22 protein-coding genes and 1 pseudogene are annotated in these 23,818 nt (G+C 69.5%); 10 read left to right on the forward strand and 13 right to left on the reverse strand.

From position 1 onward, the window contains the following. Positions 1–454: 454 nt before the first annotated feature. The 4 genes and pseudogenes from AB0J88_RS39735 to AB0J88_RS39750 all read right to left on the reverse strand — a co-directional run bounded on the left by AB0J88_RS39735 (position 455) and on the right by AB0J88_RS39750 (position 2,879). On the reverse strand, positions 455–1,135 hold the full coding sequence (locus AB0J88_RS39735) for a nuclear transport factor 2 family protein (protein WP_364362128.1): 681 nt from the start codon (positions 1,133–1,135) through the stop codon (positions 455–457). After that, on the reverse strand, positions 1,122–1,487 hold the full coding sequence (locus AB0J88_RS39740) for a hypothetical protein (RefSeq protein ID WP_364362149.1): 366 nt from the start codon (positions 1,485–1,487) through the stop codon (positions 1,122–1,124). The genes AB0J88_RS39735 and AB0J88_RS39740 overlap by 14 nt, the downstream gene beginning before the upstream one ends. A 49-nt stretch (positions 1,488–1,536) precedes the next feature. After that, positions 1,537–2,034: pseudogene (locus tag AB0J88_RS39745) on the reverse strand (NAD(P)H-binding protein); the annotation flags it as partial. A gap of 14 nt (positions 2,035–2,048) precedes the next feature. Next, entirely contained in the window at positions 2,049–2,879 is an 831-nt protein-coding gene (locus AB0J88_RS39750) for an aquaporin (RefSeq protein ID WP_364362129.1), read from the reverse strand. A gap of 99 nt (positions 2,880–2,978) precedes the next feature. Between AB0J88_RS39750 and AB0J88_RS39755 the strand changes: the two genes are divergently transcribed. Next, positions 2,979–4,445 carry a PLP-dependent aminotransferase family protein gene (locus AB0J88_RS39755; RefSeq protein WP_364362130.1) on the forward strand — a complete coding sequence of 489 codons (1,467 nt, stop codon included), beginning with the start codon at positions 2,979–2,981 and terminating at the stop codon, positions 4,443–4,445. 12 nt (positions 4,446–4,457) lie between these two features. Next, the gene (locus tag AB0J88_RS39760; RefSeq protein ID WP_364362131.1) at positions 4,458–5,003 is read left to right on the forward strand and encodes a TIGR00730 family Rossman fold protein; all 546 of its coding nucleotides are present in this window, start codon (positions 4,458–4,460) and stop codon (positions 5,001–5,003) included. Here the strand turns inward: AB0J88_RS39760 and AB0J88_RS39765 are convergent. Continuing rightward, positions 5,000–5,233, reverse strand: a complete 234-nt coding sequence (locus AB0J88_RS39765) for an SDR family oxidoreductase (RefSeq protein WP_364362146.1) — start codon at positions 5,231–5,233, stop codon at positions 5,000–5,002. The two genes, AB0J88_RS39760 and AB0J88_RS39765, sit on opposite strands and share 4 nt — an antisense overlap. A 502-nt stretch (positions 5,234–5,735) precedes the next feature. On the opposite strand from AB0J88_RS39765, the gene AB0J88_RS39770 reads away from it, so the two are divergent. Next, entirely contained in the window at positions 5,736–8,051 is a 2,316-nt protein-coding gene (locus tag AB0J88_RS39770; protein ID WP_364362132.1) for an immune inhibitor A domain-containing protein, read from the forward strand. Between the two features lie 110 nt (positions 8,052–8,161). Here AB0J88_RS39770 and AB0J88_RS39775 read toward each other — a convergent pair whose 3' ends face one another. From AB0J88_RS39775 to AB0J88_RS39785, 3 genes are all read right to left on the reverse strand, one after another. After that, on the reverse strand, positions 8,162–9,124 hold the full coding sequence (locus tag AB0J88_RS39775) for an NADP-dependent oxidoreductase (protein ID WP_364362133.1): 963 nt from the start codon (positions 9,122–9,124) through the stop codon (positions 8,162–8,164). Between the two features lie 18 nt (positions 9,125–9,142). Next, the gene (locus tag AB0J88_RS39780) at positions 9,143–10,240 is read right to left on the reverse strand and encodes a Gfo/Idh/MocA family oxidoreductase (RefSeq protein ID WP_364362134.1); all 1,098 of its coding nucleotides are present in this window, start codon (positions 10,238–10,240) and stop codon (positions 9,143–9,145) included. A 75-nt stretch (positions 10,241–10,315) separates the two neighbouring features. After that, positions 10,316–10,933: a TetR/AcrR family transcriptional regulator gene (locus AB0J88_RS39785; protein WP_364362135.1), complete on the reverse strand. Its 618-nt coding sequence runs from the start codon at positions 10,931–10,933 to the stop codon at positions 10,316–10,318. A gap of 176 nt (positions 10,934–11,109) precedes the next feature. Between AB0J88_RS39785 and uvrA the strand changes: the two genes are divergently transcribed. Both uvrA and AB0J88_RS39795 read left to right on the forward strand, forming a co-directional pair. Continuing rightward, positions 11,110–13,647 (forward strand): excinuclease ABC subunit UvrA, encoded by a 2,538-nt coding sequence (uvrA, locus tag AB0J88_RS39790; protein ID WP_364362136.1) that lies wholly within the window; start codon positions 11,110–11,112, stop codon positions 13,645–13,647. A 485-nt stretch (positions 13,648–14,132) separates the two neighbouring features. After that, a complete protein-coding gene (locus AB0J88_RS39795) occupies positions 14,133–14,996 on the forward strand; it encodes a hypothetical protein (protein ID WP_364362137.1) in 864 nt (287 codons plus the stop codon). A 121-nt stretch (positions 14,997–15,117) separates the two neighbouring features. On the opposite strand, the gene AB0J88_RS39800 is transcribed toward AB0J88_RS39795, so the two are convergent. The 3 genes from AB0J88_RS39800 to AB0J88_RS39810 all read right to left on the reverse strand — a co-directional run bounded on the left by AB0J88_RS39800 (position 15,118) and on the right by AB0J88_RS39810 (position 17,744). Next, positions 15,118–15,429, reverse strand: a complete 312-nt coding sequence (locus tag AB0J88_RS39800; protein ID WP_364362147.1) for a MerR family transcriptional regulator — start codon at positions 15,427–15,429, stop codon at positions 15,118–15,120. A gap of 538 nt (positions 15,430–15,967) precedes the next feature. After that, the gene (locus tag AB0J88_RS39805) at positions 15,968–16,828 is read right to left on the reverse strand and encodes an RNA polymerase sigma-70 factor (RefSeq protein WP_364362138.1); all 861 of its coding nucleotides are present in this window, start codon (positions 16,826–16,828) and stop codon (positions 15,968–15,970) included. A gap of 10 nt (positions 16,829–16,838) precedes the next feature. Next, positions 16,839–17,744: an NAD(P)-dependent oxidoreductase gene (locus tag AB0J88_RS39810; protein WP_364362139.1), complete on the reverse strand. Its 906-nt coding sequence runs from the start codon at positions 17,742–17,744 to the stop codon at positions 16,839–16,841. A gap of 225 nt (positions 17,745–17,969) precedes the next feature. On the opposite strand from AB0J88_RS39810, the gene AB0J88_RS39815 reads away from it, so the two are divergent. From AB0J88_RS39815 to AB0J88_RS39830, 4 genes are read left to right on the forward strand one after another with little or no spacing between them, the layout of a single operon-like run. Beyond that, the gene (locus AB0J88_RS39815) at positions 17,970–18,854 is read left to right on the forward strand and encodes a hypothetical protein (protein WP_364362148.1); all 885 of its coding nucleotides are present in this window, start codon (positions 17,970–17,972) and stop codon (positions 18,852–18,854) included. Further along, a complete protein-coding gene (locus tag AB0J88_RS39820) occupies positions 18,851–19,303 on the forward strand; it encodes an ABA4-like family protein (protein WP_364362140.1) in 453 nt (150 codons plus the stop codon). The genes AB0J88_RS39815 and AB0J88_RS39820 overlap by 4 nt, the downstream gene beginning before the upstream one ends. Before the next feature lie 4 nt (positions 19,304–19,307). After that, the gene (locus AB0J88_RS39825; RefSeq protein WP_364362141.1) at positions 19,308–20,591 is read left to right on the forward strand and encodes a histidine kinase; all 1,284 of its coding nucleotides are present in this window, start codon (positions 19,308–19,310) and stop codon (positions 20,589–20,591) included. Beyond that, positions 20,588–21,214: a response regulator transcription factor gene (locus AB0J88_RS39830; protein ID WP_364362142.1), complete on the forward strand. Its 627-nt coding sequence runs from the start codon at positions 20,588–20,590 to the stop codon at positions 21,212–21,214. The genes AB0J88_RS39825 and AB0J88_RS39830 overlap by 4 nt, the downstream gene beginning before the upstream one ends. Positions 21,215–21,248: 34 nt before the next feature. Here AB0J88_RS39830 and AB0J88_RS39835 read toward each other — a convergent pair whose 3' ends face one another. After that, positions 21,249–22,166: a PhzF family phenazine biosynthesis isomerase gene (locus AB0J88_RS39835; RefSeq protein WP_364362143.1), complete on the reverse strand. Its 918-nt coding sequence runs from the start codon at positions 22,164–22,166 to the stop codon at positions 21,249–21,251. Beyond that, positions 22,163–22,471, reverse strand: coding sequence for a helix-turn-helix domain-containing protein (locus tag AB0J88_RS39840; RefSeq protein ID WP_364362144.1), 309 nt, complete (start codon positions 22,469–22,471; stop codon positions 22,163–22,165). The genes AB0J88_RS39835 and AB0J88_RS39840 overlap by 4 nt, the downstream gene beginning before the upstream one ends. A 112-nt stretch (positions 22,472–22,583) precedes the next feature. Between AB0J88_RS39840 and AB0J88_RS39845 the strand changes: the two genes are divergently transcribed. Then, entirely contained in the window at positions 22,584–23,645 is a 1,062-nt protein-coding gene (locus tag AB0J88_RS39845; RefSeq protein ID WP_364362145.1) for a nitronate monooxygenase, read from the forward strand. Positions 23,646–23,818 lie beyond the last annotated feature (173 nt).

Genomic DNA, 23,818 nt, shown 5'->3' on the forward strand with positions numbered 1-23,818 from the left:
TTCGGGACCGCCGGGTGGGGAGAGACGAAGCGGCATAGCAGGACCCGGTCGGCCTCGTCGAGGATGATCGCGCGGGCAGAGGTTCGAAGGTTCAGCGACATGGCCAGCTCCTGATCTCCTCCTGGGCGAGTGGCACCGCAATGATCGACGTAAGCCGCAAGGTAACCAGATGCAGGCCGGCCACCGCAGCCGGACCGACTGGCCACAGTGGTCCGGCACGCATCACGCGGTCGGTAGTTCGGCAAACTCCACCACCCGGAAAACCTCGCTACGAGCCGCCCCCTCTCGATCGTGTCTTTGAGGTTTGATCGAATCCCGTTCCCGTGGTTGGCGTGACCGGCGAAGGGTTCGAACGTGCTCCACAATCGCGCTACAACCCCCGATTTCGCACAGGTGCGATGGCTCCACACGACCCCTGAGCTGCTGGAATGCGGTTCGGGTTCTGCCACATTTGTCATTCCGACTCCGTGGGGCGACCCCCGGAGACCCCACGGTGTGGTGGGCGCGGCCCGCGGGTATGCGATCTCGGACCCAACGGTCGCCGTTCGTCCGAGATCGCCGGCTCTACGTCGTGGCTGCCCTTCTTGCGCAGGTAGGCGCGGCGAGGCCGCGTCGGTGGCGCAGACGCCAGCCACGACGCCGGCACTGCGATCCGGTCCGGACCGGAGGACCGGAGGTCGGTCGCGACGCGCTCATGTGTACCGTTCCGTCCGAGCTCTCGGCCGTTGAATGGTTCAGGCGCGGAAGGCGTTGCTGACCGCGAGCGTGTCCTCGTACAGGTGCATGCGGCTGATTTTCCCGCCGATGATGTGAAGTGGAAGGCCACCGGCGTCTCGAATCGTCTTCCGGCGGCAGCCACCGTGTGTGCGAACCGCGAGAACAGTGCCGCGTTGTCGCCGTCGATGACGACGCTGCGCTCGGCGGCGGTGCTCTGGCCGCTGACGAAGGCGGGCCACATCGTCCGGAAGTACTCCGGCACTTCCGCGCGTCTGGAACGGGTACCGGTCCATGGCAGATCGTCGCTTCCGGGCACGTACCAGTCGATCTCGTCCGCGAACAGCTCGCCCAGACCGTCGGCGTCCTGTTTGGCCAGCCGTTCCATGAACTGGTCGAGGACCTGTTCAGTCGTTGTCACGGGCGGTTCCTCTCCGGTTTCGCGTTGCGGGCTGCTGGGCGGCGAAGCCCGATCGCCATGTCGGGTGTTCCGGTTCCCAGCCTCGGGAGCGCAGCAGGACGTTGGATGCCCCCCGGGCCCAGTCCACGCGTCCTGAACTGGCTTCGGGTGCCGGCACACCGAGGGCCGAGGCCAGGACGGGGAGCCAATCGCGGCCTTCGGCCGGCTCGTCGTCGGCGATGTTGACCGGGCCGCTCGGCCAGTCGAGCGCGAGCATCGAGGCTTTGGCGGCGTCGGCTACGTGGACGAACGAGGTGACGGACGAGTCCGCCTTCAGGTAGGCGATCAGGCGGGCCTGGGCATCCCCGGCCATGGCGGCCCGCCACAGCGCCCCCGGGCGCGTACCAGGTGCCGGGTCCGTACAGGATGCCGTAGCGCAGTAGAATCGCACTGTCCATTTCGGAGGCTGCTGCTTCGAGCGCCTGGACCCCCTCCACGAGCGCTCGCCGCGGTTGGGCCGAATGGACGTCCAACGGCACGGTCTCGTCCGCAGGCTTGTCTCCTGGCTCGTACGCGAATCCGACTGACTGAGCGATGATCCGCTTCGTGCCGGCGGCGGTGGCCGCGTCCACGAGGTTGCGCGTCCCGTCGCGGCGCAGGCGGTCGGTCGCGTTGCCGTCGGCACCCGCGAGGTCCGTCAGTTGATGGATCACGACGTCGGGCGCCGACGCGAGCACCGCCCGGCGCAGCTGGTCGCGGTCGAGCACGTCCGCTTGAACGGCCGAAGCTCCTTGGCGCCGCACGCGCTCGACGCCGGCTGGCGAACGTGACATCCCGGTCACCTGATGACCGGCTTGCAGCAGCATGGGCACGAGCAGACGCCCTACGACGCCGGTCGCACCTGCGATGAGAATCTTCATTATTCCCCCATGTGTCAGTGGTGATGGGAAACGCTGGGTGTCTGGTGGCCCGCCGCTGCGGGCGCTTCGTGGGGAAACGGGGCGAGCCTCGGGGAGCCCGCCGACAAGGTCGGCCGGCGCGGGTGTGACCACCGCACGAGCAGACGATCGAGCCAGGCGCCAAGTGCTGCTCCGATGATTGGCGCGATCAGGTAGATCCAGAGATCGATGGTTTGTCCCCCGAGCACGGCCGGCCCTAGTTGACGGGCGGGGTTGATCGAGCCACCACTGAGCGGGCCAAGCACGGCGATCACCAGCCCGACCGAGAGCCCGATGGCGTACGGCACCAGACGCGCGCGATTGCGATGGGCCAGGAACCCGACGACAAGGATGATCGCGCCCATGCTGGCGAGTTCGGCGAAGAAGACGTGGTCGGCTGGCCAGGCCGGGGAAGGTCGGATCGCGCCGTGGCCCACCAGCGGCAGGCTGGCCGCGTCGCCCCACGCCACCGAGGCCAGTGCCGCCCCGGCGACCGAACCGGCGAGCTGGGCCAGTACATACGGCAGCACCCCGCGCCGCGGGAAGGCGTCCATCAGCCACAGGGCGACCGTGACTGCGGGATTCATATGCCCGCCACTGCGTCGGCCGAGCGGGCTGAGGATGAGGCCGGTGAGCACGGTTCCGCTGATGGCGCCGTTGACGAGGAGCGCGAGGTTCAGGTCGGCGATGAACACCGGCGACCCCGGATCACGCAGCCACCGCGTGACCGTCACCGCGATGAACAGCAGGATTGTGCTCAGTGCGAACTCGGCCACGGTGCCGGCCCGCTGCGGGCGGCGCGGCCTGGTCGAAGCGGTGCTCACCATGACCTCCTCCGCGTCCGGAAAGCCGGACTTAATCGGTTTCTTCCTTTGTTCCGCGGGCAACGCTACGCACAAGGTGGCACCGGAGTATGGTCCATTTCCATGGCGGATCCGTGGGCCACTTCGGGGCGCGACCAGCCCGCCGCGTTCGGCGCCGACCTTCACCTCGACTTCGGCGGACCCCGGCTGCGCGCCGGTCTGGCGGAGGCCCTCCGCGGCGCGGTCCGCACCGGCCGGCTCGCGCCAGGCACTCGGCTGCCCTCGTCCCGGTCGCTGGCAGCGGATCTCGGCATCGCCCGCAACACCGTGGCGAACGCCTATGCCGAGTTGATCGCTGAGGGCTGGCTCACGGCCCAGCAGGGCTCCGGCACCCGGGTCGCCCGACGGACCAGGCCCCGCCGCGCCGGCCCGGCCGCGCTCGACAAGACAGTGCGGCGGCGGCGTCCTACCTACAGCCTGCTGACCGGCTCGCCGAACCTCGCGCAGTTCCCCCGCCGGCAATGGCTCGCAGCGGCTCGGCGGGCGCTAACCGACGCGCCTCACGAGGCGTTCGCGCTCGGCGACGCCCACGGCCGCGTCGAGCTCCGCATCGCCCTGGCCGACTATCTGGCCCGGGCGCGCGGCGTCTACACCGACCCCGGGCGGATCGTCATTTGCGCCGGCTTCCACTACGCCCTCGGGCTGATCGCCCAGGTGCTCAAGGAACGCCGCGTACGAGGGGTGGCGGTCGAGTCATACGGGCTAGACATCTACCGCGAACAGCTGTCCAACGCGGGCCTACGTACCCCACCGCTCTATGTGGATGAGCACGGAGCGCAGGTCGATGATCTGTCCCGCCTGGGAGTCGGCGCCGTCCTGCTGACACCGGCGCACCAGTTCCCAACCGGGGTGGCGCTGCCACCTGATCGGCGTGCTGCGGTGCTCGACTGGGCCCGCGCGAGCGGTGGCCTCGTCCTCGAGGACGACTACGACGGAGAGTTCCGCTATGACCGCCAGCCGGTTGGTGCGCTGCAAAGCCTCGACCCCGAGCGGATCGTGTACTTCGGCACGGTGAGCAAGTCGCTGGCGCCCGGGCTGCGGCTGGCCTGGATGGTGCTGCCTGAACACCTAGTGCCGGACGTCGTCGCCGCCAAGGGTTACCTCGAGTGGCTGTCCAGCGGGTTGGAGCAGTTGACGCTGGCGGAGTTCATCTCCTCCGGTGCGTACGACCGGCACGTGCGCGCGATGCGGATCCGCTACCGCCGTCGGCGCGACCAGCTCGCCGCAGCCCTGGCCCAGCACGGCCCGGGCATCCGGGTCACCGGCCTCTCCGCCGGCCTGCAGGCCGTGGTCGACCTGCCGCCGGGCACCGAGCGGTCCGTCGTCGAGGCCGCGGCGGCCCGCGGCCTGGAGATCAGCGGGATCGCCGAGTTCCGCTTCGAGGGAGCCGAACCCGGTGTCCAGCTGCCGCGGAAAGACGCGCTGGTCATCAACTATTCCGCACCACTGGACACCGAGTGGGCCGGTGCCCTCGACATCCTGTGCCAGGTGATATCGCACACCGCGGGAAGCTCGCCAGGCAGCAGGTAGTTCACTCCCATCGTGAACATCACCGTATTCCTCTCCGCCGCCGATCTCGACGAGCGTTACACCGGCCCGGCCCGCGCCTTCGCCGCTCGGCTCGGCGAAGGCGGACACACCCTGGTGTGGGGCGGGTCGGACACGGGTCTCATGAAGGTCGTCGCCGACGGCGTCCGGGAGGCCGGTGGCCGGCTTGTCGGCATCTCCGTCGAGATGCTTCGCGGGCACGCGCGGGGTGACGCCGACGAGATGGTGATCGCAAAGGACCTGGCCGAGCGCAAGGCGTTGCTCCTCGCCCGCGCGGACGCGATCGTCGTGCTCGCCGGTGGCCTCGGCACGCTGGACGAGATCACGGAGATCCTGGAACTGAAGAAGCACGCCCTGCACGACAAGCCGGTGGTCCTGTTGAACACCGCGGGCTTCTACGAAGGGCTGACCCTCCAGCTGGCCAGGATGGACGAGGAGGGTTTTCTCCCCGTGCCAATCGCAGACCTGGTCCACGTCGCCGACGACGGCGCCGACGCCGTCGCGTACCTGGAGTCGCTCGGCACGGTCAGGACAGCCTAGATCTGATTGCGCCCGCCGTCGACGAAGAGCTCGATGCCGGTGACGAAGCTGCTCTGGTCCGACGCGAGGAAGAGCACGGCACTGGCCACCTCGTCGGGACGCCCAACACGACCCATCGGAATGGTGCTGGCCATGTAGGACTCCAACTGGTCGGCCTGCTCCTGGTCAGGCATGAGTCCGTCGATGCCGGGGGTGTCGATCGTCCCCGGGCTGATGGCGTTGACCCGGATCGAGCGGCCCTTGAGCTCGGCGGCCCAGGTGCGGGCGTGCGCCGGTTGTCGTTGGCGACCGTAGCGAAGAGGCGGTCGAGGTCGGCCAGGTCGGCTACGTCTCCGCGTACGCCAGTGGCCTGGTGACCGATCTTGGCTCCCTCAAGAACGAGGTTCCCGGAGGCGCAGCATCGGCCAGACGACCACGGCTGGGTGGGCAAGCGCCACGACGCCGTTCCGTCCGCATGGTTGGAGCCATGCTCGCGTCCAAACGTGGCGGTGCGCGAACCGAGCGGGCCGCGTTGCAGCCTCCGTGGCCTCGGCTTTGAAGACGTGCCACCACCAGGTCATCCTTCATCGGTTCGGACGAATGGGCGGCCGCGCCACAGCGACCCGACCGATCGAGACAGGTCTGTGACACGTCCTTGCTGTTCGGCGCTGTGATGGGTAACTCCTGCGCCCTGGGTGAGGAGGCATGCGAGCGCGGAGCACTTTGTACGTCCACCCCCGGAGGAACCACGCGATGAGGAAGCTCACCAGCTCTGCTGTCGTCGGGGTGACCGGTGTGGCGCTGGCGGTCGCTGCACTGCAGCTCCCGGCCAGCGCTGAACCAGTCGCGAACGACGGCAACACCCAAGCCTCGGCAGCGGCGGCCGCACACCGGCCGGACAACCGTCCCGGCCCGCGCACGAAGGCCTGGACCGAGAAGCGGAAGGCCGCGCTCGCCAAAGTGGCGCGCGGCGACGCGAAGATCGACGCGAAGGGCAACGTCACGGTCGACCCTGCGACGGGCAACGTCGTCGAGGTCGCGTTCGAGAAGACCGACAAGATCTTCACCATTCTGTCGGAGTTCGGTACGCAGTCCGGGGGTCGCTACGGCACCGCCCCCGGCCCGCTGCACAACGAGATCCCCAAGCCGGACCGTTCGGTGGACAACTCCACCACCTGGGCCGCCGACTTCAACACCGCGCACTACGAGGAGCTGTTCAACGGCTCCGGCGAGTCCATGAAGCGCTTCTACGAGGATCTTTCCTCGGGCAGGTACTCGGTGACGAACACGGTCAGCGACTGGGTGCAGGTCCCCTACAACGAGTCCTACTACGGCGACAACGCCATCGAGGACAACGGCGGCTCGTGGGCGTTCATCCAGGACACCGGCGACGCCTGGTACCAGAACGCGCTCGCGTCCATGTCTCCCGACCAGATCAACGCATACCTGGCGCAGTTCGACGTCTGGGACCGGTACGACTTCGACAACGACGGCAACTACGACGAGTCAGATGGCTACATCGACCACTTCCAGGCGGTCCACGCCGGTGAAGGCGAGGACGCCGGCGGCGGCGCGCAGGGCGAAGACGCGATCTGGTCACACCGCTGGTATGTGAACGGCGACGACTACGGCCTGACCGGCCCGACCGTCGCCGGCCAGCACAACCTGTCCGGCGGTACCCGGATCGGCGGGTCGAACTACTGGCTCGGCGACTACACCACGGAGCCGGAGAACGGCGGCCTCGGCGTTTTCGCCCACGAATTCGGCCACGACCTCGGCCTTCCGGACTACTACGACACCGCCGGCGGCGAGAACGGCACCGCCTTCTGGACCCTGATGAGCTCGGGTTCCTGGCTCGGCCACGGTTCGGAGGCCAACGAGGGCATCGGCACGACGCCCGGCCTGATGGGCCCCGAGGAGAAGCTCTTCCTCGGCTGGCTCGACTACCGCGACGTCGCCCTCGGACAGAGCGGCACGTTCCTGCTAGACCCCGCTCAGGACGCCAACGCTGCCAACGCTCAGGCGATCAAGGTGAACCTGCCGTCCGCGACGACGTCCAAGACGTACACCACGCCCGCCTCGGGCCAGTACGCGTGGTGGACCGGCAGCGCTGACCACCTCAACGAGTCTCTGTCGCGAGCCGTGCCGGCCGCGACCCGCGTCACCGTCACCGCCCAGGCGTGGTACGACATCGAAACCGGATACGACTACCTGTACGGCGAGTACTCGACCGACGGCGGCGACACCTGGACCCGAGTCGGGCAACCGGTCACCGGCTCGTCCAACGGACGCTGGACCACGCTGCGGTTCTCGTACGAGGCCGGCGGCGCCGCGACGCAGTTCCGGTTCCGCTACCAGACGGACGGTGGTACGCACTTCGCCGGCGCCTTCCTCGACGACATCGTCGCGAAGGCGGGCGGCACGACACTGTTCTCGGACAATGTCGAGCAGGCCGGTGAGTGGACCGCGACGGGCCTGTGGCAGCGGGCGACCGGTACGGTGACGGCCACCGCCGACCGCTACTACCTGCTCGAGAACCGGCAGTGGGTCGGTTACGACGACACGCTCCGCACCGGCCCCTACCAGTTCAGCTACGCGTACAGCGCGCCGAACAAGGTCGAGTTCTTCTCGTTCAGGCCCGGCATGTTGGTCTGGTACGTGGACCACACGGTCGAGGACAACAACACCTCGGAACACCCGGGTACGGGTCTCTCGCTCCCGGTGGACGCTCGACCCGCGCCGTTCACCTATCCCGACGGCACCGCGCCGAGCAACCGTCGCCAGCCGTTCGACGCCACCTTCGGCACCCAGGCGGTGCCGGAGCTGTGTCTGCACAAGGAGGTGCTGGTCGGCAAGGGTGGTTCACAGACGGTGCAGACCCTGGCGGCCTGCGCCCCGGCCAACGCCGGCAAGCCGACGTTCGACGACAGCGACCCGGCGGCGTATTACAGCACAGCCAACCCGCAGAACAGCGTCAAGGTCGCCGGCCACGGCGTGACGGCAACGGTCACCGCCCAGACGGGCAATATGCTGACCGTAGACGTGACCAACCCAGCGGCAGCCGGTTGACAAGCATCGGCACGAAGACGGAGGGCCGGGAGCCAATGCTCCCGGCCCTCCCGTCGCCCTGTGGCCGGACCCAACCTGCCCGTTGGGTCCGAGCGCGTCGGCTCAGCCTGCTATGGGAACTCGATGATCAATCGGCCCCGAACGCCGCCTTTCTCTAGCAGTCGGTGTGCCTCGGCCGCCTCGACGGCTGGGAAACGGTCGGCGACGCGCAGGCTCAGCCGGCCGTCGTCGACGAGCTGGCGGAGTTGGTTCAACTTGGCGCGCTGTCCGTCGTACTCGTGGACGTAGGCCGGCATCAGAGTGATTCGCCGGCTCGCCGCGCGGCGTTCGTACTCCGTCTGGTCGCGGTGGCCGCGCACGTACGCCACTGCGCCGCCGTCTCGGATCGCGGGTAGCAGTGAGGCGCCCAGGACCGCGGCGTCCACGGCGGCGTCGACGCCGTTCGGTGCCACGGCCCGGAACCCGTCGGCGACCTGGTCTCCACGCTCGACGACGACGTCTGCCCCGAGCGACGTCACCAGGTCCCGGTCCTTGTGCGCCGCATCGGCGTACACCCGGAGTCCGAATGCTTTCCCGAGTTGCACCGCGTAGCCCCCGACGGCCCCGGCCGCCCCGGTCACCGCCAACACCCGACCTGGCGGCAGATTCAACAAGTTCAGGGCGTGCAAGGCGGTCAGCCCGTTGGCGGGCAGCGTGGCCGCTTCCGCGGCACTGGCTCCGGCCGGCGCACGCACCACCCACGTCTCCGGCAGGACGACGAACTCGGCGTAACCCCCTCCGTCCGGCCTGGTCGGGTTGACCATCGCCAGCACCTGGTCACCGACCGCGAGCTCGGTGGTCAGTCCGGGACCGACCTCGTCGACGACGCCAGCCACGTCGAGTCCGGGGATGGCTGGTCGGGATCCGTTCAGGCGCACCGCCGACGTGCCGGAGCGGATCAGCGTGTCTACCGGGTTCACGGCGGCGGCCTGGACGCGGATCCGGACCTCGCCGTGACCGGCGTGCGGTGTCGGGAGGTCGATGACCTCGAGTACCTCTGGGCCGCCGAAACGACGCAGGCCTACAACCTTCATCTGGCTTCTCCTCCCGAATCAGCCGACGCGCTGGGCGGTGCCGGACGCGGACGCCTGCTCGATCGTGTCGACGAGCCGGTGACGGGCCAGCGCGTGCCGAAAGTCGGGGACGGTGTGCGTACGCTCGGACAGGTCGCGCGCCAGCGACTCGTAGAGCCGGGCGACGTTGGCGCCCATCCGGGGGACGTCGGGTCCGACCCCACCGAGATACGACGCCGGGACCGCGAGCGGACTCACCTGGGCGTCGGCGCCGCGACCGCCGGCGAGGGTCAGGTCGGCCACCTGAAGGTTTCCCCAGGCAGACGTGATGACCAGGTCGCCTTCGGTGCCGTTGATCTCCCAACGAAGGTTGTCACCGCGGGAGGCACCGCCCCGGTAGAAGACGGATGCGGCCGCTCCGCTGGTCAGCGTGCCGATGAGGGCGACCTGGTCGGCGACGGAGACGGGGAGCGAACCGCCGTCCTCGTCGACGTGTACGTCCCGCAGCCCGTGCACCAGGTTCGCGGAGAGCGTGGCGAACTCGCCGAGCACGACGTGCAGCGGGTCGAGCGCGTGCAGGGTCGGTGACGTGAGTGGGCTGGCCCCCTCCGCCTTGTCGTACTGGTAGGCCTGTCGAGCGGTCGGCACCCGTGGCCCCCACACCATGCCCGACCCGACGAGCGTCGTGCCCAGCACGCGACCGACGTAGCCGTCACGGACCAGGTCGCGGGCGTACTGGACCTCGGGTGCGTACCGACCCTGCATGTTGATGACCGTCCGCACCCCGGTGGCGTCGGCCAGCTCGGCCATCTCGTGCGCCTCGGACAGGTCGACGCCCAGCGGCCACTCGCTCATCACCATCTTTCCCGCGCGCAGCGCGTCGCGCACCAGCGCGCGATGGTGCGCCACTTTCACCGACACGACTACGAGATCGACGCCGGGGTGGGCGATCAGGTCGCGGTGGTTGTCATATCCGGGTACGCCGTATGCCGTCCCCGCCGCACTCGCCGAGCTTGCCCGGGTGGTGCTCACCGCCCGCAGCTCGAAGTCGGGCGAGGCCATGATCGCCGGGAGGTGGGCGACGGAGGCCCACCCACTGGTGCTGCCTCCGATGACCCCTACGCCGGTGGTGCTCATGATGTGCTCCTCAGATTCTTTAACAATCGATACAGAATTTTGGTACGCATCGTTGCCCAGCGAGCGCGGCTCAGCTCATTTAAGGCAGGACAACGCGACCTCGGCCGACCGCATCAGCTCGTCGCGGTCGGGGTTGATGGCACCCATCACCCGCAGCCCCTGCAGGGTCGTGACCAGAAACCCGGCCAGGTCCGCGGCGCTGCGATCGCCGGGGATCTGCCCGCGGACCTGACCTTCGGCGATCACGTCGAACAGCGCGCCCTCGAGCGACCTCGTCGTGGACCGCAAGCGCTGCGCCACCCGGATGTCGTCCCGGGCACGTTCCATCGCGCCGGCAACGATCAGGCAGGCCAACCGCGTGCCGTCACGAGCGATCTCGTCGACGGCCGCCACGAACACCTCGTGGATCACAGCAACCGCCGAGTGTCCGGCCCGCAGGTGCTCGATCAAGGGCGTCGCGTAGCGCTGGCGATAGAGGTCGAGCGCGGCGAGATACAGGCCGTCCTTGCTGCCGAACGCCGCATAGATCGAACCGCTCCCGACTCCGGTCGCTTCGGAGAGATCGCGCATCGACGCACCCTCGTACCCCTTGCGCCGGAAAACGTCCATGGCGGACGCCACCGCTTCGTCGAGATCAAACTCCCGTGTCCGAGCCATGCCGCTACCGTAGGACGTATCTGGAACGACTGCCAAAGAATTGTGGTCGCGCCCACTCGGGCACCGTTGTGAGCGGGACCACTAGAAGCCATGGCACCTGGGCGGCCAATCGCCGACGTAGACGTCCATGACCAGGGAACGCGCCAGCCGCCCGACCTGCCCTCCGCCCGATACGGTGGATAAGCAGCATTCGCCCTGCTCGGGAGGAGACCGTGCCCAAGTCACCGGGGTCCTCCCACGACGCCTACGTGCGGGTCCGTGGCGCGCGGGTGCACAACCTCCGCGACGTCGACGTCGACATCCCGCGGGACGGGCTCGTCGCTTTCACCGGCATCTCGGGCTCGGGCAAGTCCTCCCTCGCGTTCGCCACCATCTACGCCGAGGCCCAGCGGCGCTACTTCGAGTCGATCGCGCCCTACGTCCGCCGGCTTTTGAACCAGATCCCGGCGCCGCAGGTCAAGGAGATCACCGGGTTGCCGCCGGCGGTCGCGTTGCAGCAACGGCGCGGCGCCGGTGGCGCCCGGTCGACGGTGGGCACGCTGACGACCCTGTCCAACCTGCTGCGCCTGCTGATGTCGCGGGCCGGCACCTATCCACCCGGCACGACGGATCGGCTCGACTCCGACGCCTTTTCCCCCAATACCGCGGTCGGCGCCTGTCCGACCTGTCACGGGCTCGGCCGTACGCACGTCGTTTCGGAAAGGTTGATGGTCCCCGACCCGAATCTGAGCATCCGCGACGGCGCGGTCGCCGCGTGGCCCGGGGCGTGGCAGGGGGTCAACCTGCGCGACATCCTCGTGGCGCTCGGCTACGACGTCGACCGGCCGTGGCGCAGGCTGCCCAAGCGGGACCGTGACTGGATCCTCTACACGCAGGAGCAGCCGGTCGTGGAGGTGCATCCGCAGCGCGACCGTGGCGAGGGGATCTACAATGGACGGTTTTGGAGCGCCGCTGCGCATGTGATGCACACGCTGACCAATTCGAAGAGTCCGAAGATGCGCGAGCGGGCGTTGCGGTTCGTCGAGGTGGGACCATGCCCGACGTGCGACGGCACGGGGCTCAAGCCTGAGGCGCTGGCGGTGACGTTCGCCGGGCGAAACATCAGCGAGCTGTCGGCGCTGCCGCTGGCGGAGCTCGCCGAGGTGCTGCGTCCGACCGCGGCGCTGACCGATCCCGAGCCGGCGTGGGAGTCGTCGTTGTCCGGCGAGCGCAGCGAGGTCGCGGTGACGCTCGCCGCCGACCTCCGCGACCGGATCGCGGTGCTCGTCGACCTCGGGCTCGGCTATCTCCAGCTCAACCGCCCCGCTCCGACGCTGTCGCCGGGCGAGGCGCAGCGGCTGCGGATCGCCACCCAGCTCCGCTCCGGGCTCTTCGGCGTCGTCTACGTGCTCGACGAGCCGTCGGCCAGCCTGCATCCGGCTGACGCCGAGCCCCTCATGCGGGTGCTCGATCGCCTGCGCGCCGCCGGCAACTCCATCTTCGTCGTGGAGCACGACATGGATGTGGTACGCCGTGCCGACTGGATCGTCGACGTCGGACCCGGCGCGGGCGAGGGCGGCGGGCAGATCGTCTACAGTGGACCGGTCGCCGGCCTGCGCGACGTCGAAGGCTCGGTGACCCGCCCCTTCCTCTTTCCCGCCCGCCGTCGGGCGCCGCGGCGGCTGCCCCGCGAGCCGGCCGGCTGGCTGCGGCTGCGCGGGATCGACCGGCACAACCTGCGCGACCTCGACGTCGACCTGCCGCTGGGCGTGCTGACCGCCGTCACCGGAGTGTCCGGATCCGGCAAGTCGACGCTGATGACCCAGGTCGTCGCCGGAATCGTGCGCGACCACCTCGGCCTGCCGGCGCCGGCCGAGCCCGACGACGAGGAGCCGGGCGGTCCCGGTCCGGCACCCGCGCCCGACGGGGCGACCACCGCCGCCGACGTCCACGGGCTGGACGCCTTCGACCGGCTGGTGAGCGTCGACCAGAAGCCGATCGGCCGCACCCCGCGCTCCAACCTCGCCACCTACACGGGCATGTTCGACGCCGTACGCAAGGTGTTCGCGAACACCGAGGGGGCGCGGGAACGCGGCTACGACCCGGGCCGGTTCTCGTTCAACGTGGCGTCCGGCCGGTGCCCGACCTGCCAGGGGGAGGGCTTCGTGACCGTGGAGCTGATCTTCCTGCCGGGTACGTACGCGCCCTGCCCGACCTGCCACGGCGCCCGTTACAACGCGGAGACACTGGAGATCACCTATCGGGGCGCGACGATCGCCGACGTGCTCGGGATGACCGTGGACACCGCCGCGACGTTCCTCGCCGACGTCCCGGCGGCCGCCCGTAGCCTGCGTACGCTCCTGGACGTCGGGCTGGGCTACCTGCGCCTGGGCCAGCCGGCCACCGAACTGTCCGGCGGCGAGGCGCAGCGGATCAAGCTCGCGACCGAGCTCCAACGCGCTCACCGTGGACATACGCTCTACCTGCTCGACGAGCCGACGACCGGGCTGCACCCCGCCGACGTCGAGCTGTTGACCCGCCAGCTCCAGGGCCTCGTGGACGCCGGCAACTCCGTCATGCTGGTGGAGCACGAGATGAACGTCGTCGCCGCCGCCGACTGGGTCGTCGACCTCGGTCCCGGCGGAGGGGACGCGGGTGGGCGAATCGTCGCCGCCGGCCCGCCCGACGAGGTCGCCTCGGGCGACGGCGACACCGCGCGCTACCTGGCCCGGGTGCTCGGACGGCGGTCCCGGCGGCGGGCCGACGCATGACGGAGTCGACGTAGTCCTGGTCGGCGGGCCGTCGCCGACGGCAGCCCGGCGCTCAGTTCGACCCAGCGGTCGCCGACGTCACGATGATGCCCTCGCTGGTCACCTCGATCCGCCGCACCGACGCACCATAGGCGGCGAGCGGTGGGTCAATGTGAATGGCCGCAAACCAGATGATTAGCGGCACGAGGCGACTACCTGCCGTCAAATCATGTCACCTAAACGGGACATTCGCCGAATTGCACTAACTGAGGTGCATACGCTGCTCTGAGCGTTCCGTTGACGGACGGCTGGTCACCTGGCCGACCGCCTGGCCGGCGGGGCGCGGGCCTTGAACCTCAGAGGTGGCTGACGCGGCCGCGACCGATACCGGCGACGCGGCGGCGCAGCCCGTCCAGGGAGGTGTCCACAGTGGCTGCCCTAACCCGTTGTCCCCTGCGTGGCTGTTCGTCGTACAGACAGCGCCGCGCTCGAAAAGGGGTGATGTGATGGCCGGCCGTCGTCCGTTGCCGATTCCCGACCACAGGCCGGCGAAGCTGCTCGCCGAGAAACTCCGTCTGCTCAAGGGCCGCGACATCTCGTACCGGGCCATGGGCAAAGTCAGTCACACCGACCACCGCGCCTTCTCGGCCACGGCTAACGGCAGCTACCAGAGCTGGCCGTCGGTGGAGGAGTTCCTCGACGCGCTTGTGAAGCTCGGCTGCGCCGTGACCGAAAAGGACGTGCGCGAGTGCAGGGCACTGCACCAGATCGCCCACCGCAACAAGCAGCAGCGTGCACAGTCCATGATGGATGAAGGCCGAGCCGATCTGCCCATCGTGTCGGTCGAGTACCCGCTCCCCACCACGGCCGTTCCGCCGAGCCTGGCGCACGCCGTGAACCTGCAGGACCTGGTCACGTCCCTCGTCGACCTCGCGATGGAGAAGCGCCTCGACCTCGACGCGTGGCGCACCCGTGGTGGTGCCGACTCGCAGGAGGCGGGACGCAGTGGCAGCCCCGAGTGGGAGGTGCTCACCGGTCGTCGGCCGCCGACCTGGGCCGTGGTGCGACGGATCGTCGCGCAAGCCGGAGGCGGCACCGTCGACCTGGCACGCTGGGAACTGGTCTGGCGACGCGTCACCGGAGGCGACGATGAGGCCGAAGCAATGGCCTCCGCCGGCACGGGGGACTCGCCAGCCGGTGGAGAGCCTGACTCCGTCGCCGGCCAGACGCAGCATGGCGAGCCGCGGAGAGACGCGTGGTGGCACCCGCGATGGTTCGGTCACAGGCGTGGCACACCGGGCGACGCTCACCAACCCGCGGCAGGTGCGACACGTCGACGTGGTTCACATCGAGCCACAGTCACCCGCTGACCCGCGTACGACATGGGAATGATGCTCGCGAGAGTCAGGGCGGCCGCCAGGCGCGGCCGTCCTGCGGGATGAGGCCCGCGGTCCGTAACCCGACGACGTTGACCGCTCGGAGCGGGCGCGCTCAGTCCTGACGGCGGGCTCGGTGAGCCTCGTTTTCGCGCAGCGCTTCTTCGAGCTGGTCCTCGAGGATGATGATGCGGCAGGCGGAAGCGATGTCCGTGCCCTGGTCGCACATCTCCCGGGCCCGCGCCGCCAGTCGTATCTGGTACCGGGAGTAGCGGCGGTGCCCACCGCCGGAGCGAAGCGGGTCGATCAGCTTGGCATCGCCGAGCTTGCGCAGGAAGTCCGGCGAACAGCCGATGATCTCCGCGGCCCGGCCCATGGTGTAGGCGGGATAGTTCTCGTCGTCAAGCCTGTCATCGGGTTGGCCCATGTACACCTCCATGACGAGGGCCCCGGCGCGGGAAGCACCGGGGCCCAAGGGTTACGGGACAGAAACACCATCTACCGGCAGAGCCGGCTTGTCGTATCCGCACCGAGCTTGCGTGAAGCTTGGCGGTGCGAGGACCGCATAAGCGTGACCGGAGACCACCTCTCGTTCGATGGAACAACGGTGTCCGCGCCCGAGCCCATCAATGCGGCCGGGGGCGGGCGATCCAACGGTGTACGGCCCTCCCTTTCCTCTGACTACCAACATCACTGGTCGTGCTGTCCGCCGGTGTCGGAACCCCACGCGACTTCATGGCCCCGGCACGTGCGACGAACGGTGTTACGGGTGTTTCCGTGCCGAGCGAGCCCTCAAAATCCTCGGCTCGCTCCTTCGCCTCGTGCGGGCGGTAGGCGTCAGCGTCTTTGTTGGTTCTTTTCTCTTGACCAGAAGAACGCTAACGGAAGCTGGCAAGCATGTCTAGGTTTTCCAGCACAGATTTTCTGTGTCGCCGGGCGGGGCAGCACTGCGCTCTCGCGCGGGATCAGCGGGTTAGGCCTCGGAGCTTGTCCGGATTGCCCTGCATGCGTACGCCGGTGATCCGCTCGCCGTCGAAGTCGAGGCAGATCGCCCCGGCCGGTTGCCCGTCGGCCAGGCCGAGGATGCCCGGCCCGCCGTTGATCTCGGTGATCACCAGCCGAACGTTCCGCGTCTCCGGCTTGGCGAAGACCCCGAGCAGCCAACGGGCTACGTTGTCGGCGCCTTCCAGCGGCCGGCGGGCCGCGGTCACCTTGCCACCGCCGTCCGACCAGCAGATCACCTCGGGCGCCAGGAGCTCCATCATCGCGTTCAGGTCGCCTCCGGCACAGGCCTCGCGGAACCGGTCCACCGCTTCTCGGCGTACACCTTGATCGACGTCGAAGCGAGGCCTGCGGGCCGCGACGTGCGCGCGCGCCCGGACCGCGGTCTGCCGGACGGCGGCCTCGGACTTGTCCAGAATGGAGGCGATCTCGGCGTGGTTGTAGCCGAAAACGTCGTGGAGCAGGAAGATCGCGCGCTCGGCGGGGGTGAGCGTCTCCAGGACGACGAGCATCGCCATCGAGATCGACTCGGCCATCTCGGCCTCCTGGCCCGCGTCGGGCGCGGTGAGCACCGGCTCGGGCAGCCACGGCCCGACATACGTCTCCCGGCGGGCGCGGGCCGAGGTGAGTTGGTTGAGCGAGAGGTTGGTGACGGCCTTGACCAGGTACGCGCGGGGGTTGTCGAGCCGGCCGCCGTCGACGTCGCGGCACCGCAGCCAGGCCTCCTGCAGGATGTCCTCCGCATCGGCGACGCTCCCCGTCATCCGGTACGCGACGTCGAAGAGCAGCCGCCGATGCTGAGCGAAGACCTGGCCATCGATCATGGGAACAAGGCTAGAGGTGACCGCGCGCCTGTGCCCGCAGCCCGTCAACCACCGTCGGGTACGCGGGCTGCCATCCGAGCTCGCGGCGGGCCTTCTCGCTCGAGACCCGCATGGTGACGCCGAGCATCAGGTGCATGTACGGCGCGACCGCCATCGTCCACGTGGGCACGGTGAACGGCTTGGGCGTGCCGAAGGTCTCGGCGATCGTCCGGATCATCGCCCCGAAGCCCAGGTGGTCGTCGACGACGTTGTACGCCTCACCGGGCCGGCCCCGATCGATCGCCGCGACGACGGCGGCGGCCGCGTCGGCGAGGTGCGTCCACGGCGAGATGTGACCGTGGTCGTTGAACGCCGGCAGTTGTCGCTTCCGCAGCATGTGCACCATCGTGTCGGTGCCCCCCGGCCCGTAGAAGAAGCCGAATCGCAGCGAGATCGCCTCCAGCCCCGACTCCCTTGGCAAGCGCTCCTTCTCCCGCATGCCCGCCAGGTGCCGGTTGATGTTCGGGTCCGGCACGGACGCCGCGAACTCGTCGGCCTCGGTCAGAACGCGGTCGCCGAAGTCACGGTAGCCGTAGCCGACGGCGACGTTCTCACCGACGAACCGGCGTACGCCCGCACGCTTGGCCGCCTCGATCAGGTTCTTGGTCCCGGTGACCCGCAGGTCGTCGGTGCCGAACATGTCCTTGTGCCTCATCGGCGGCTTGCGCAGAGCGGTCGCGGCATGCACGACGACGTCGGCCTTGATCCCCTCGAACGCCCGCAGCAGTCCGTCACGGTCGAGCAGGTCGGCGCGGATCTCGTTGCCCCCGCCGCGGCCCACGCCCAGCACGGTGTGGCCCGCGTTGGTCAGCGCTTCGCGGATGTGCCGGCCGAAGACACCACTGGCTCCGGCCACGATCACGGTCTGGCTCTTCATATCCGTCATAACCATGGAACAAGACAGCCTTCAGATCTGTGACGTACCCGGGCGTGACCCCGGTCACTTCGCTGATGGGCGGCCTCCTACCCAGGGAGGAGACAGCACTCCGACCGCCGGCCACAACCGGGGCCGGTGGTCGGGCGCATGCGGGGGAGCGGCACTCCAGCATCTACAGGTGTGATTACTGCGCTACGCGGAGCGGCAAACTGGCACCGCCCAATGATGATTTTCGTCGCGACGATGGCCGTGCTCGCGGTCATCTGTGCGGTTGGCGTCTTCGCCGACCCGCGCGTCCTGACCGGCGCGCCGATCTGGCTCAAACCGTTCAAGTTCTCGGTTTCCTTCGTGCTGTACGGCGTCACCCTCGCGTGGATGCTGTCCCTGCTGCCGCGGCGCAGCCGGGTCGCGGAGTGGGCGGGCACGGTCATCGTCGCGACGTCGGTGATCGAGATGGTGGTGATCGTCGGGCAGGTGGTGCGCGGCACGACCAGCCACTTCAACGGCACCACCCCGCTGAACTCCGCCCTCTTCTCGGCCATGGGTGCATCGATCATGGTGCTCTTCGTGGCGCACTTCGTCATCGGGATCGTGATGCTGCGACGGCGGATCGCGGACCCGGTCGCCGCCCGTGCGGTCGGATGGGGCCTCGGTCTTTCCCTGCTGGGCATGCTGGCAGCGGTGCCGATGGTGCTGCCGATGCAGGCGCCAGGGATCGACGGGGTCAGCGGGGCGCACAGCGTGGGCGTACTCGACGGCGGACCCGGGCTGCCGCTGGTCGGCTGGAGCACCACCGGCGGCGATCTGCGGATCGGGCACTTCGTGGGGTTGCACGCCCTGCAGGCGCTGCCGATCCTCGCGATCCTGCTGAGCCGCTTCTCGGGGACCCGGCTGGACGAGCGCACTCGGGCCCGGCTGCTGGTCGTCGCCGGCGCGGCGTACGGCGTACTCACGGTGTTGTTGACCTGGCAGGCCTTGCGCGGACAGCCGCTGCTGCGTCCGGACGCGCTCACGCTGGCCGCCGTCGCCGCCCTGGTGGTCGTGACCGCGGCCGCCACCGGCCTGGTGCTAGCTCGCCGGCGCCGCTCCGAACTGGTGCTGGCCGCATGACCGCGACGCTGTTCACCCTGGCGTTCGCGCTGGCCGCGCCGTTCTGGGCACTGATGATCCTGTTGCCGCACTGGCCGTGGACCACCCGGATCATCACGTCGCCGTTGATCGTGCTGCCGGTACTGGTGATCTATGCGCTCCTGGTGCTCCCGGCCGTCGGGGACGTGCTGCCGGCCGTGCTGTCACCGAGCCTGAGCGGCCTGCGCGACCTGCTCGGCACGGCGGACGGTGCGGCGGCGGCCTGGGCGCACATGATCGCGTTCGACCTGTTCGTCGGCCGGTGGGCCTGGCTGGACAGCCGCGAGCGGGGTGTGCCCGCTCGGGTCATGGCTCCGGTCCTGGTGCTGACCATCCTGTTAGGGCCGCTCGGCTTGGCCGCCTACCTGGGGATTCGGACCAGGTGGGGGCAGCCGGCGGTCGCTCGTCTCGAGCAGCGGCGCATAGGCTGACCCCATGAGGTGGGCGGGACGACTGCGCGACCCGCGGGACCCGCTCCTACGGATGGTCCTGCTCGACCTCAGCGGCGTGGCGTACCTGGTCTTCGGGACCCAGGTGCGTCCCACGCCGACGGCCACCCAGTGGATCCTCGCGCTGCTCGCCTTCGCCGGGGCACTCGTATTCCACCGTCGGCCGTTGGTCAACCTCGTGACGCAGGCCACGCTGCTGGCGGTCGCGATCCCGCTCACCGACGACCTCACGATCAACCAGGTGGGGGCCAGCTGGGCGTTACTCGAGGTGACCATGCGGGCGCATCGAGCCCGCACCATCTGGTTGGCCGCCGGGCTGCTGGCGATGGTCGATCTGAGCGACTCGATCAGTCATCCGGTCGACCGGATCGCCTCCGGTGTCTTCGGGCTGATCCTGGAGGTCGGCGTACCGGTGCTGTTCGGCCTGGTCATCCGGACCAACAGGGAGCTCGGTCGGCAGGCCGTGGAGAGGGCCGCGGCGGAGCGGCGCCGGCACGAGTCGGAGAGCCGGGCGGCGCGCGCCGACGAACGCAGCACCATCGCCCGCGAGCTGCACGACGTGGTCGCGCATCACGTGGCGTCGATGGTGCTGCGCGTCGGCGTGGCCCGGCACGTACTTCCGGGCCTGGATCCGCGGGTGGGCCAGGTGTTCGACGACGTGCACGCCACCGGGACCGCCGCCTTGGCGGATCTGCGCCAGCTGGTCGAGGTGCTGCGCGACCCCGATGGGGTACGCGGTGACGCGGGGCTGACCGCGATCGAGCCGTCGGCGCTTCCAGCGGCACTCGGGGCAGCGGTCGACCGGGCCCGCCAAGCCGGTGTCATGGTGGAGGCCGACATCGATCCGGCAATCGGTTCGCTCGACGCGGTTCGAGGACTGGCGGTGTTGCGACTGACCCAGGAGGCCCTGACCAACGTGGCCAAGCATGCCGGTACCTCCGCGCTGGCACGCCTCCGCGTTTCGGTGGTCGACGGGACCGTCCACTGGGAGGTCTCGGACAACGGGCGGGGACGGGTGCCGGCGGCGGCGCCGTCAGGTGGCGGCCACGGCATCACCGGCATGCGCGAACGGGTCGAAGTCCTCGACGGTCGGCTGGAGGCAGGTCCGACCAGCGCGGGTTGGCGAGTCCGCACCGTCCTGCCGGCCGCGGTCCCCGTGCCCGCCCTCGCGCCGACGGCTACTTCCGCCTCGCCCACCGTCACGCCGGCCACGTCGGCGCCCCGCGGCCCCAGGACCTCGGCCGGGCCGCACGCGCCGGAGCCGACATGATCCGCGTCCTGCTGGTCGACGACCAGCACCTCATCCGCGCCGGTCTGCGCATGCTCTGCGACGCCCAGCCTGACATCGAGGTCGTCGGCGAGGCGGCCGACGGCCGCGAAGCGATCTCCCTCGCTGCTCGGCTCACCCCCGACGTCGTCGTCATGGACCTGCGCATGCCCGGGGTCGACGGGATCACCGCGACCAGCCGCATCCTCGCCGACCGCCCCGCCACCAGGATCCTGGTGCTGACCACGTTCGGCGACGACGACCACCTCTATCCGGCCCTGACCGCCGGCGCCTGCGGGTTCCTGCTCAAGGACGCGCCGCCCGCCGACCTGTTGGACGGCGTCCGCCGGGCCGCCGTGGGCGACAGCCCGTTCAGTCAGGAGGTGCTGCAGCGCCTGGTCCGCCGCGCCGTGCACGCCCGCGCCGAGAGGCCGCGGCCGGCCCAAGGACTGACTGCGCGCGAACGGGACGTGCTGAACCTGGTCGCCGCAGGTCTGTCCAACACGGAGATCGCCGATCGGCTTCACATCGGCGTCACCACGGTCAAGACCCACATCACGAGCCTGATGACCAAGACCGACAGCCCCAACCGGGTACGTCTGGCCCTGTTCGCCCGAGGCGTCTGAGCCGGCGAGCGCGACACTGATCCGCCAGCGTCTGTCACACGAGTCGTGACGGTGCGGCTCCTGCCGAGCCGGCCCCGGAGGCTGTGCCGTCGGGACTGGATCGGATGGTGGCCATTCCGCCGACGCGGGCGGAAATGCCCCCCGCAGTGGCGGTTGCGCTGGCGAAGACCGCCGAGGGACGGCCTGCGGTGTGTCCTTGTTCGACTTCGATGCTGCTGTGGCCGTGGGTCGCTAACAGGTGTGCCGCGAGGCATCCTGTGCTGTTGGCGTTGACGACGTCCTCGCCGACTCCGATCGCCGGTGCGAACATGCGCGCGGCCGCTGCGTCGCGGGTCGGGGAGAGCGTGTAGACGAAGCAGCCGAGATAGCCGAGACGACGGCATTCGGCTGCCAGGCGACGTAGGTCAGGCCGTATCGAGAGCAGGTCCGGTAGCGTTCTGACCGGTACGAGCAGGCGTGGTGTTCCCGGTGAGGCGACACACGGGGCGTCGTCGGTGGCCAGGTCGTTCGATCTGATGCCGAGCGCCGCGAGGACGCTGTCGAGTCCTGCGGCAGTGCTGTCTTGAAGCTCCACCGCGCCCTGGTCGAACCAGACCTCGATGCCGTCGTCGTGCTGGATCGCGGTGGTGTCGAAGGTGCGGCCACCGGTCCGCTGACGTGCGTGATGTTCCTTGGTGCGGCGACGGTCCAACAGGACCGCCTGGGCGGCGATGGTGCCGTGCCCGCAGTTGGTGAGTTCACCGTGCGCGGTGAAGAACCGCACCGTGGGCGTGGTTCCCGCGTCGGCGTCCACGAACGCCGCGTGCGAGGTGCCGGCGCGCTTGACGATCGCGCACCGGGTGCTGTCGCTGAGCGTGATGTCATCCATCAGCACCGCGGTCGGGCTGCCACCTTCCCGGCCGCGGGTGCAAGCATCGACGATCGTCACGTCATGGCCGTCGCTCCCGGTCATGTCGGGGTTTCCGTCGCGGTGGCCGGGTCATCGTCGGCGAGGGCGCCGGCCCAGTCGTCCGACCACCGGACGAGGGGGCGCAGGGCCCGATAGGCGCGCTGTCCGAGCGGGGTGAGCGCATAGGCGGCGTCTGGTTCCTGCTTGACGATGCGTGCCTCCATGAGCTCGGTCAGCCTCTGCCGCAGCACGCTGGACGACATGTTGTCGCAGTGTTGCCGCAATGCGCGGAAGCCGAGTGCGCCGCGCTGTAACTCCCAGACGATGCGCAGGCTCCATCGCCGTCCGAACAGGTCGAGTGCTGCCATCAGAGGGCGTCCGGTGCTCGACCCGCGAACCGGGCCTCCCGGCCTCGGCGCTGCCATATGCTCGCCCCACTTCTCCCGGTGCTTCTCTTTCCGATACAGTACCTCCTGACCAGTGATTCGATTTCCGCAGCGCTGGGGGGTCGCCTGCATGGCTGAGTTGCGTACCGCTCTGTGCGAGCGGCTGGGCATCGACGTGCCCGTGGTGCAGGCGCCGATAGGCTCCGCGGCGGCGCCCGAACTGGCTGCGGCGGTGGCCGAAGCCGGCGGGCTCGGCATGCTGGCGTCGACCTGGCAGAGCCCCGAACAGGCGCGCCTCGGCATCCGCCACGTTCGGCAGCGGACCTCGCGGCCGTTCGGGGTGAACCTGGTGCTGGACTTTCCCGTCAGCGACACGCTGGCGATGTGCCTGGACGAGGGCGTACCGGTCATCTCCACCTTCTGGGGTGACCCAGAACCCGTCAGCCACCGGATTCGTGATGCCGGTGCGGTGCACATGCACACCGTCGGCAGCGTGAGCGAGGCTGTGCACGCCGCCGGCTGCGGAGTGGACGTCATCGTGGCGCAGGGCTGGGAGGCCGGCGGCCATGTTCGTGGCACGACCGCCACCATGGTTCTGGTGCCGGCCGTTGTCGACGCGGTGGGCCCGATTCCGGTCATGTCCGCGGGCGGCGTCAGCGACGGCCGCGGCCTCGCCGCCGTCCTGGCTCTGGGTGCACAGGGCGCGTGGCTGGGCACCCGCTTCCTGGCGACCACTGAAGCTTTCACCCACGAGCTGTATCGGCAACGCCTCGTCGCCGCCGTCGCCGAGGACACCGTCCACACCTACTGCTTCGACGGCGGATGGCCGGACGCCGCGCACCGCGCATTGCGGAATCCGACCCTGCGACGTTGGGAACTAGCCGGTTCACCTCCAGCGCCAGGGCGCCCGGACGAAGGAGACGTCGTAGCCGTCGACAGCGCAGGCCAGGCCCATTACCGGTACGAGGACCTGATGCCCCTCCCCGGCATGACCGGCGACCTGGCGGACATGGCCCTCTACGCCGGCCAATCGGTCGAGCTCGTCCGGGAAGTCCGACCAGCGGGCCGACTCATCCACGAGCTCACGGCGCAGGCCGTGAACGTCGTCGAGCAGATGCGCCGCATGACTCAAGCGGCGGACGGGGCTCCCCCCTAGGGCGATCGGGAACGCGGCAATCTCGCCTCCGCCGGCTGGTCACGGCTCCTCGACGGTTTCGCCGAGATCATGGACATGTTCATAAGCCGAGTGTGACCGGGTCGGAGGGTATCCCGGACGTGAGCAGGTCGGTCAGTGGTGTGGCGAGGTCGCGGGGCGAGAACAGGTCAGGC

The sequence above is a fragment of the Asanoa sp. NPDC049475 genome, from assembly GCF_040676915.1.
In the GTDB taxonomy this organism is placed as follows: Bacteria; Actinomycetota; Actinomycetes; order Mycobacteriales; family Micromonosporaceae; genus Asanoa.

Bases quoted from the DNA above. Each gene is read 5' to 3' on its own strand.
- AB0J88_RS39815 (WP_364362148.1), top strand. From the start codon at position 17,970: ATGATTTTCGTCGCGACGATGGCCGTGCTCGCGGTCATCTGTGCGGTT.
- AB0J88_RS39830 (WP_364362142.1), top strand. From the start codon at position 20,588: ATGATCCGCGTCCTGCTGGTCGACGACCAGCACCTCATCCGCGCCGGT.
- AB0J88_RS39795 (WP_364362137.1), top strand. From the start codon at position 14,133: ATGGCCGGCCGTCGTCCGTTGCCGATTCCCGACCACAGGCCGGCGAAG.
- AB0J88_RS39740 (WP_364362149.1), bottom strand. From the start codon at position 1,487: ATGGCCGGGGATGCCCAGGCCCGCCTGATCGCCTACCTGAAGGCGGAC.
- AB0J88_RS39775 (WP_364362133.1), bottom strand. From the start codon at position 9,124: ATGAAGGTTGTAGGCCTGCGTCGTTTCGGCGGCCCAGAGGTACTCGAG.
- AB0J88_RS39800 (WP_364362147.1), bottom strand. From the start codon at position 15,429: ATGGGCCAACCCGATGACAGGCTTGACGACGAGAACTATCCCGCCTAC.
- AB0J88_RS39820 (WP_364362140.1), top strand. From the start codon at position 18,851: ATGACCGCGACGCTGTTCACCCTGGCGTTCGCGCTGGCCGCGCCGTTC.
- AB0J88_RS39810 (WP_364362139.1), bottom strand. From the start codon at position 17,744: ATGAAGAGCCAGACCGTGATCGTGGCCGGAGCCAGTGGTGTCTTCGGC.
- AB0J88_RS39770 (WP_364362132.1), top strand. From the start codon at position 5,736: ATGAGGAAGCTCACCAGCTCTGCTGTCGTCGGGGTGACCGGTGTGGCG.
- AB0J88_RS39835 (WP_364362143.1), bottom strand. From the start codon at position 22,166: ATGACCGGGAGCGACGGCCATGACGTGACGATCGTCGATGCTTGCACC.
- AB0J88_RS39840 (WP_364362144.1), bottom strand. From the start codon at position 22,471: ATGGCAGCACTCGACCTGTTCGGACGGCGATGGAGCCTGCGCATCGTC.
- AB0J88_RS39755 (WP_364362130.1), top strand. From the start codon at position 2,979: ATGGCGGATCCGTGGGCCACTTCGGGGCGCGACCAGCCCGCCGCGTTC.
- AB0J88_RS39805 (WP_364362138.1), bottom strand. From the start codon at position 16,828: ATGATCGATGGCCAGGTCTTCGCTCAGCATCGGCGGCTGCTCTTCGAC.
- AB0J88_RS39780 (WP_364362134.1), bottom strand. From the start codon at position 10,240: ATGAGCACCACCGGCGTAGGGGTCATCGGAGGCAGCACCAGTGGGTGG.
- AB0J88_RS39825 (WP_364362141.1), top strand. From the start codon at position 19,308: ATGAGGTGGGCGGGACGACTGCGCGACCCGCGGGACCCGCTCCTACGG.
- AB0J88_RS39750 (WP_364362129.1), bottom strand. From the start codon at position 2,879: ATGGTGAGCACCGCTTCGACCAGGCCGCGCCGCCCGCAGCGGGCCGGC.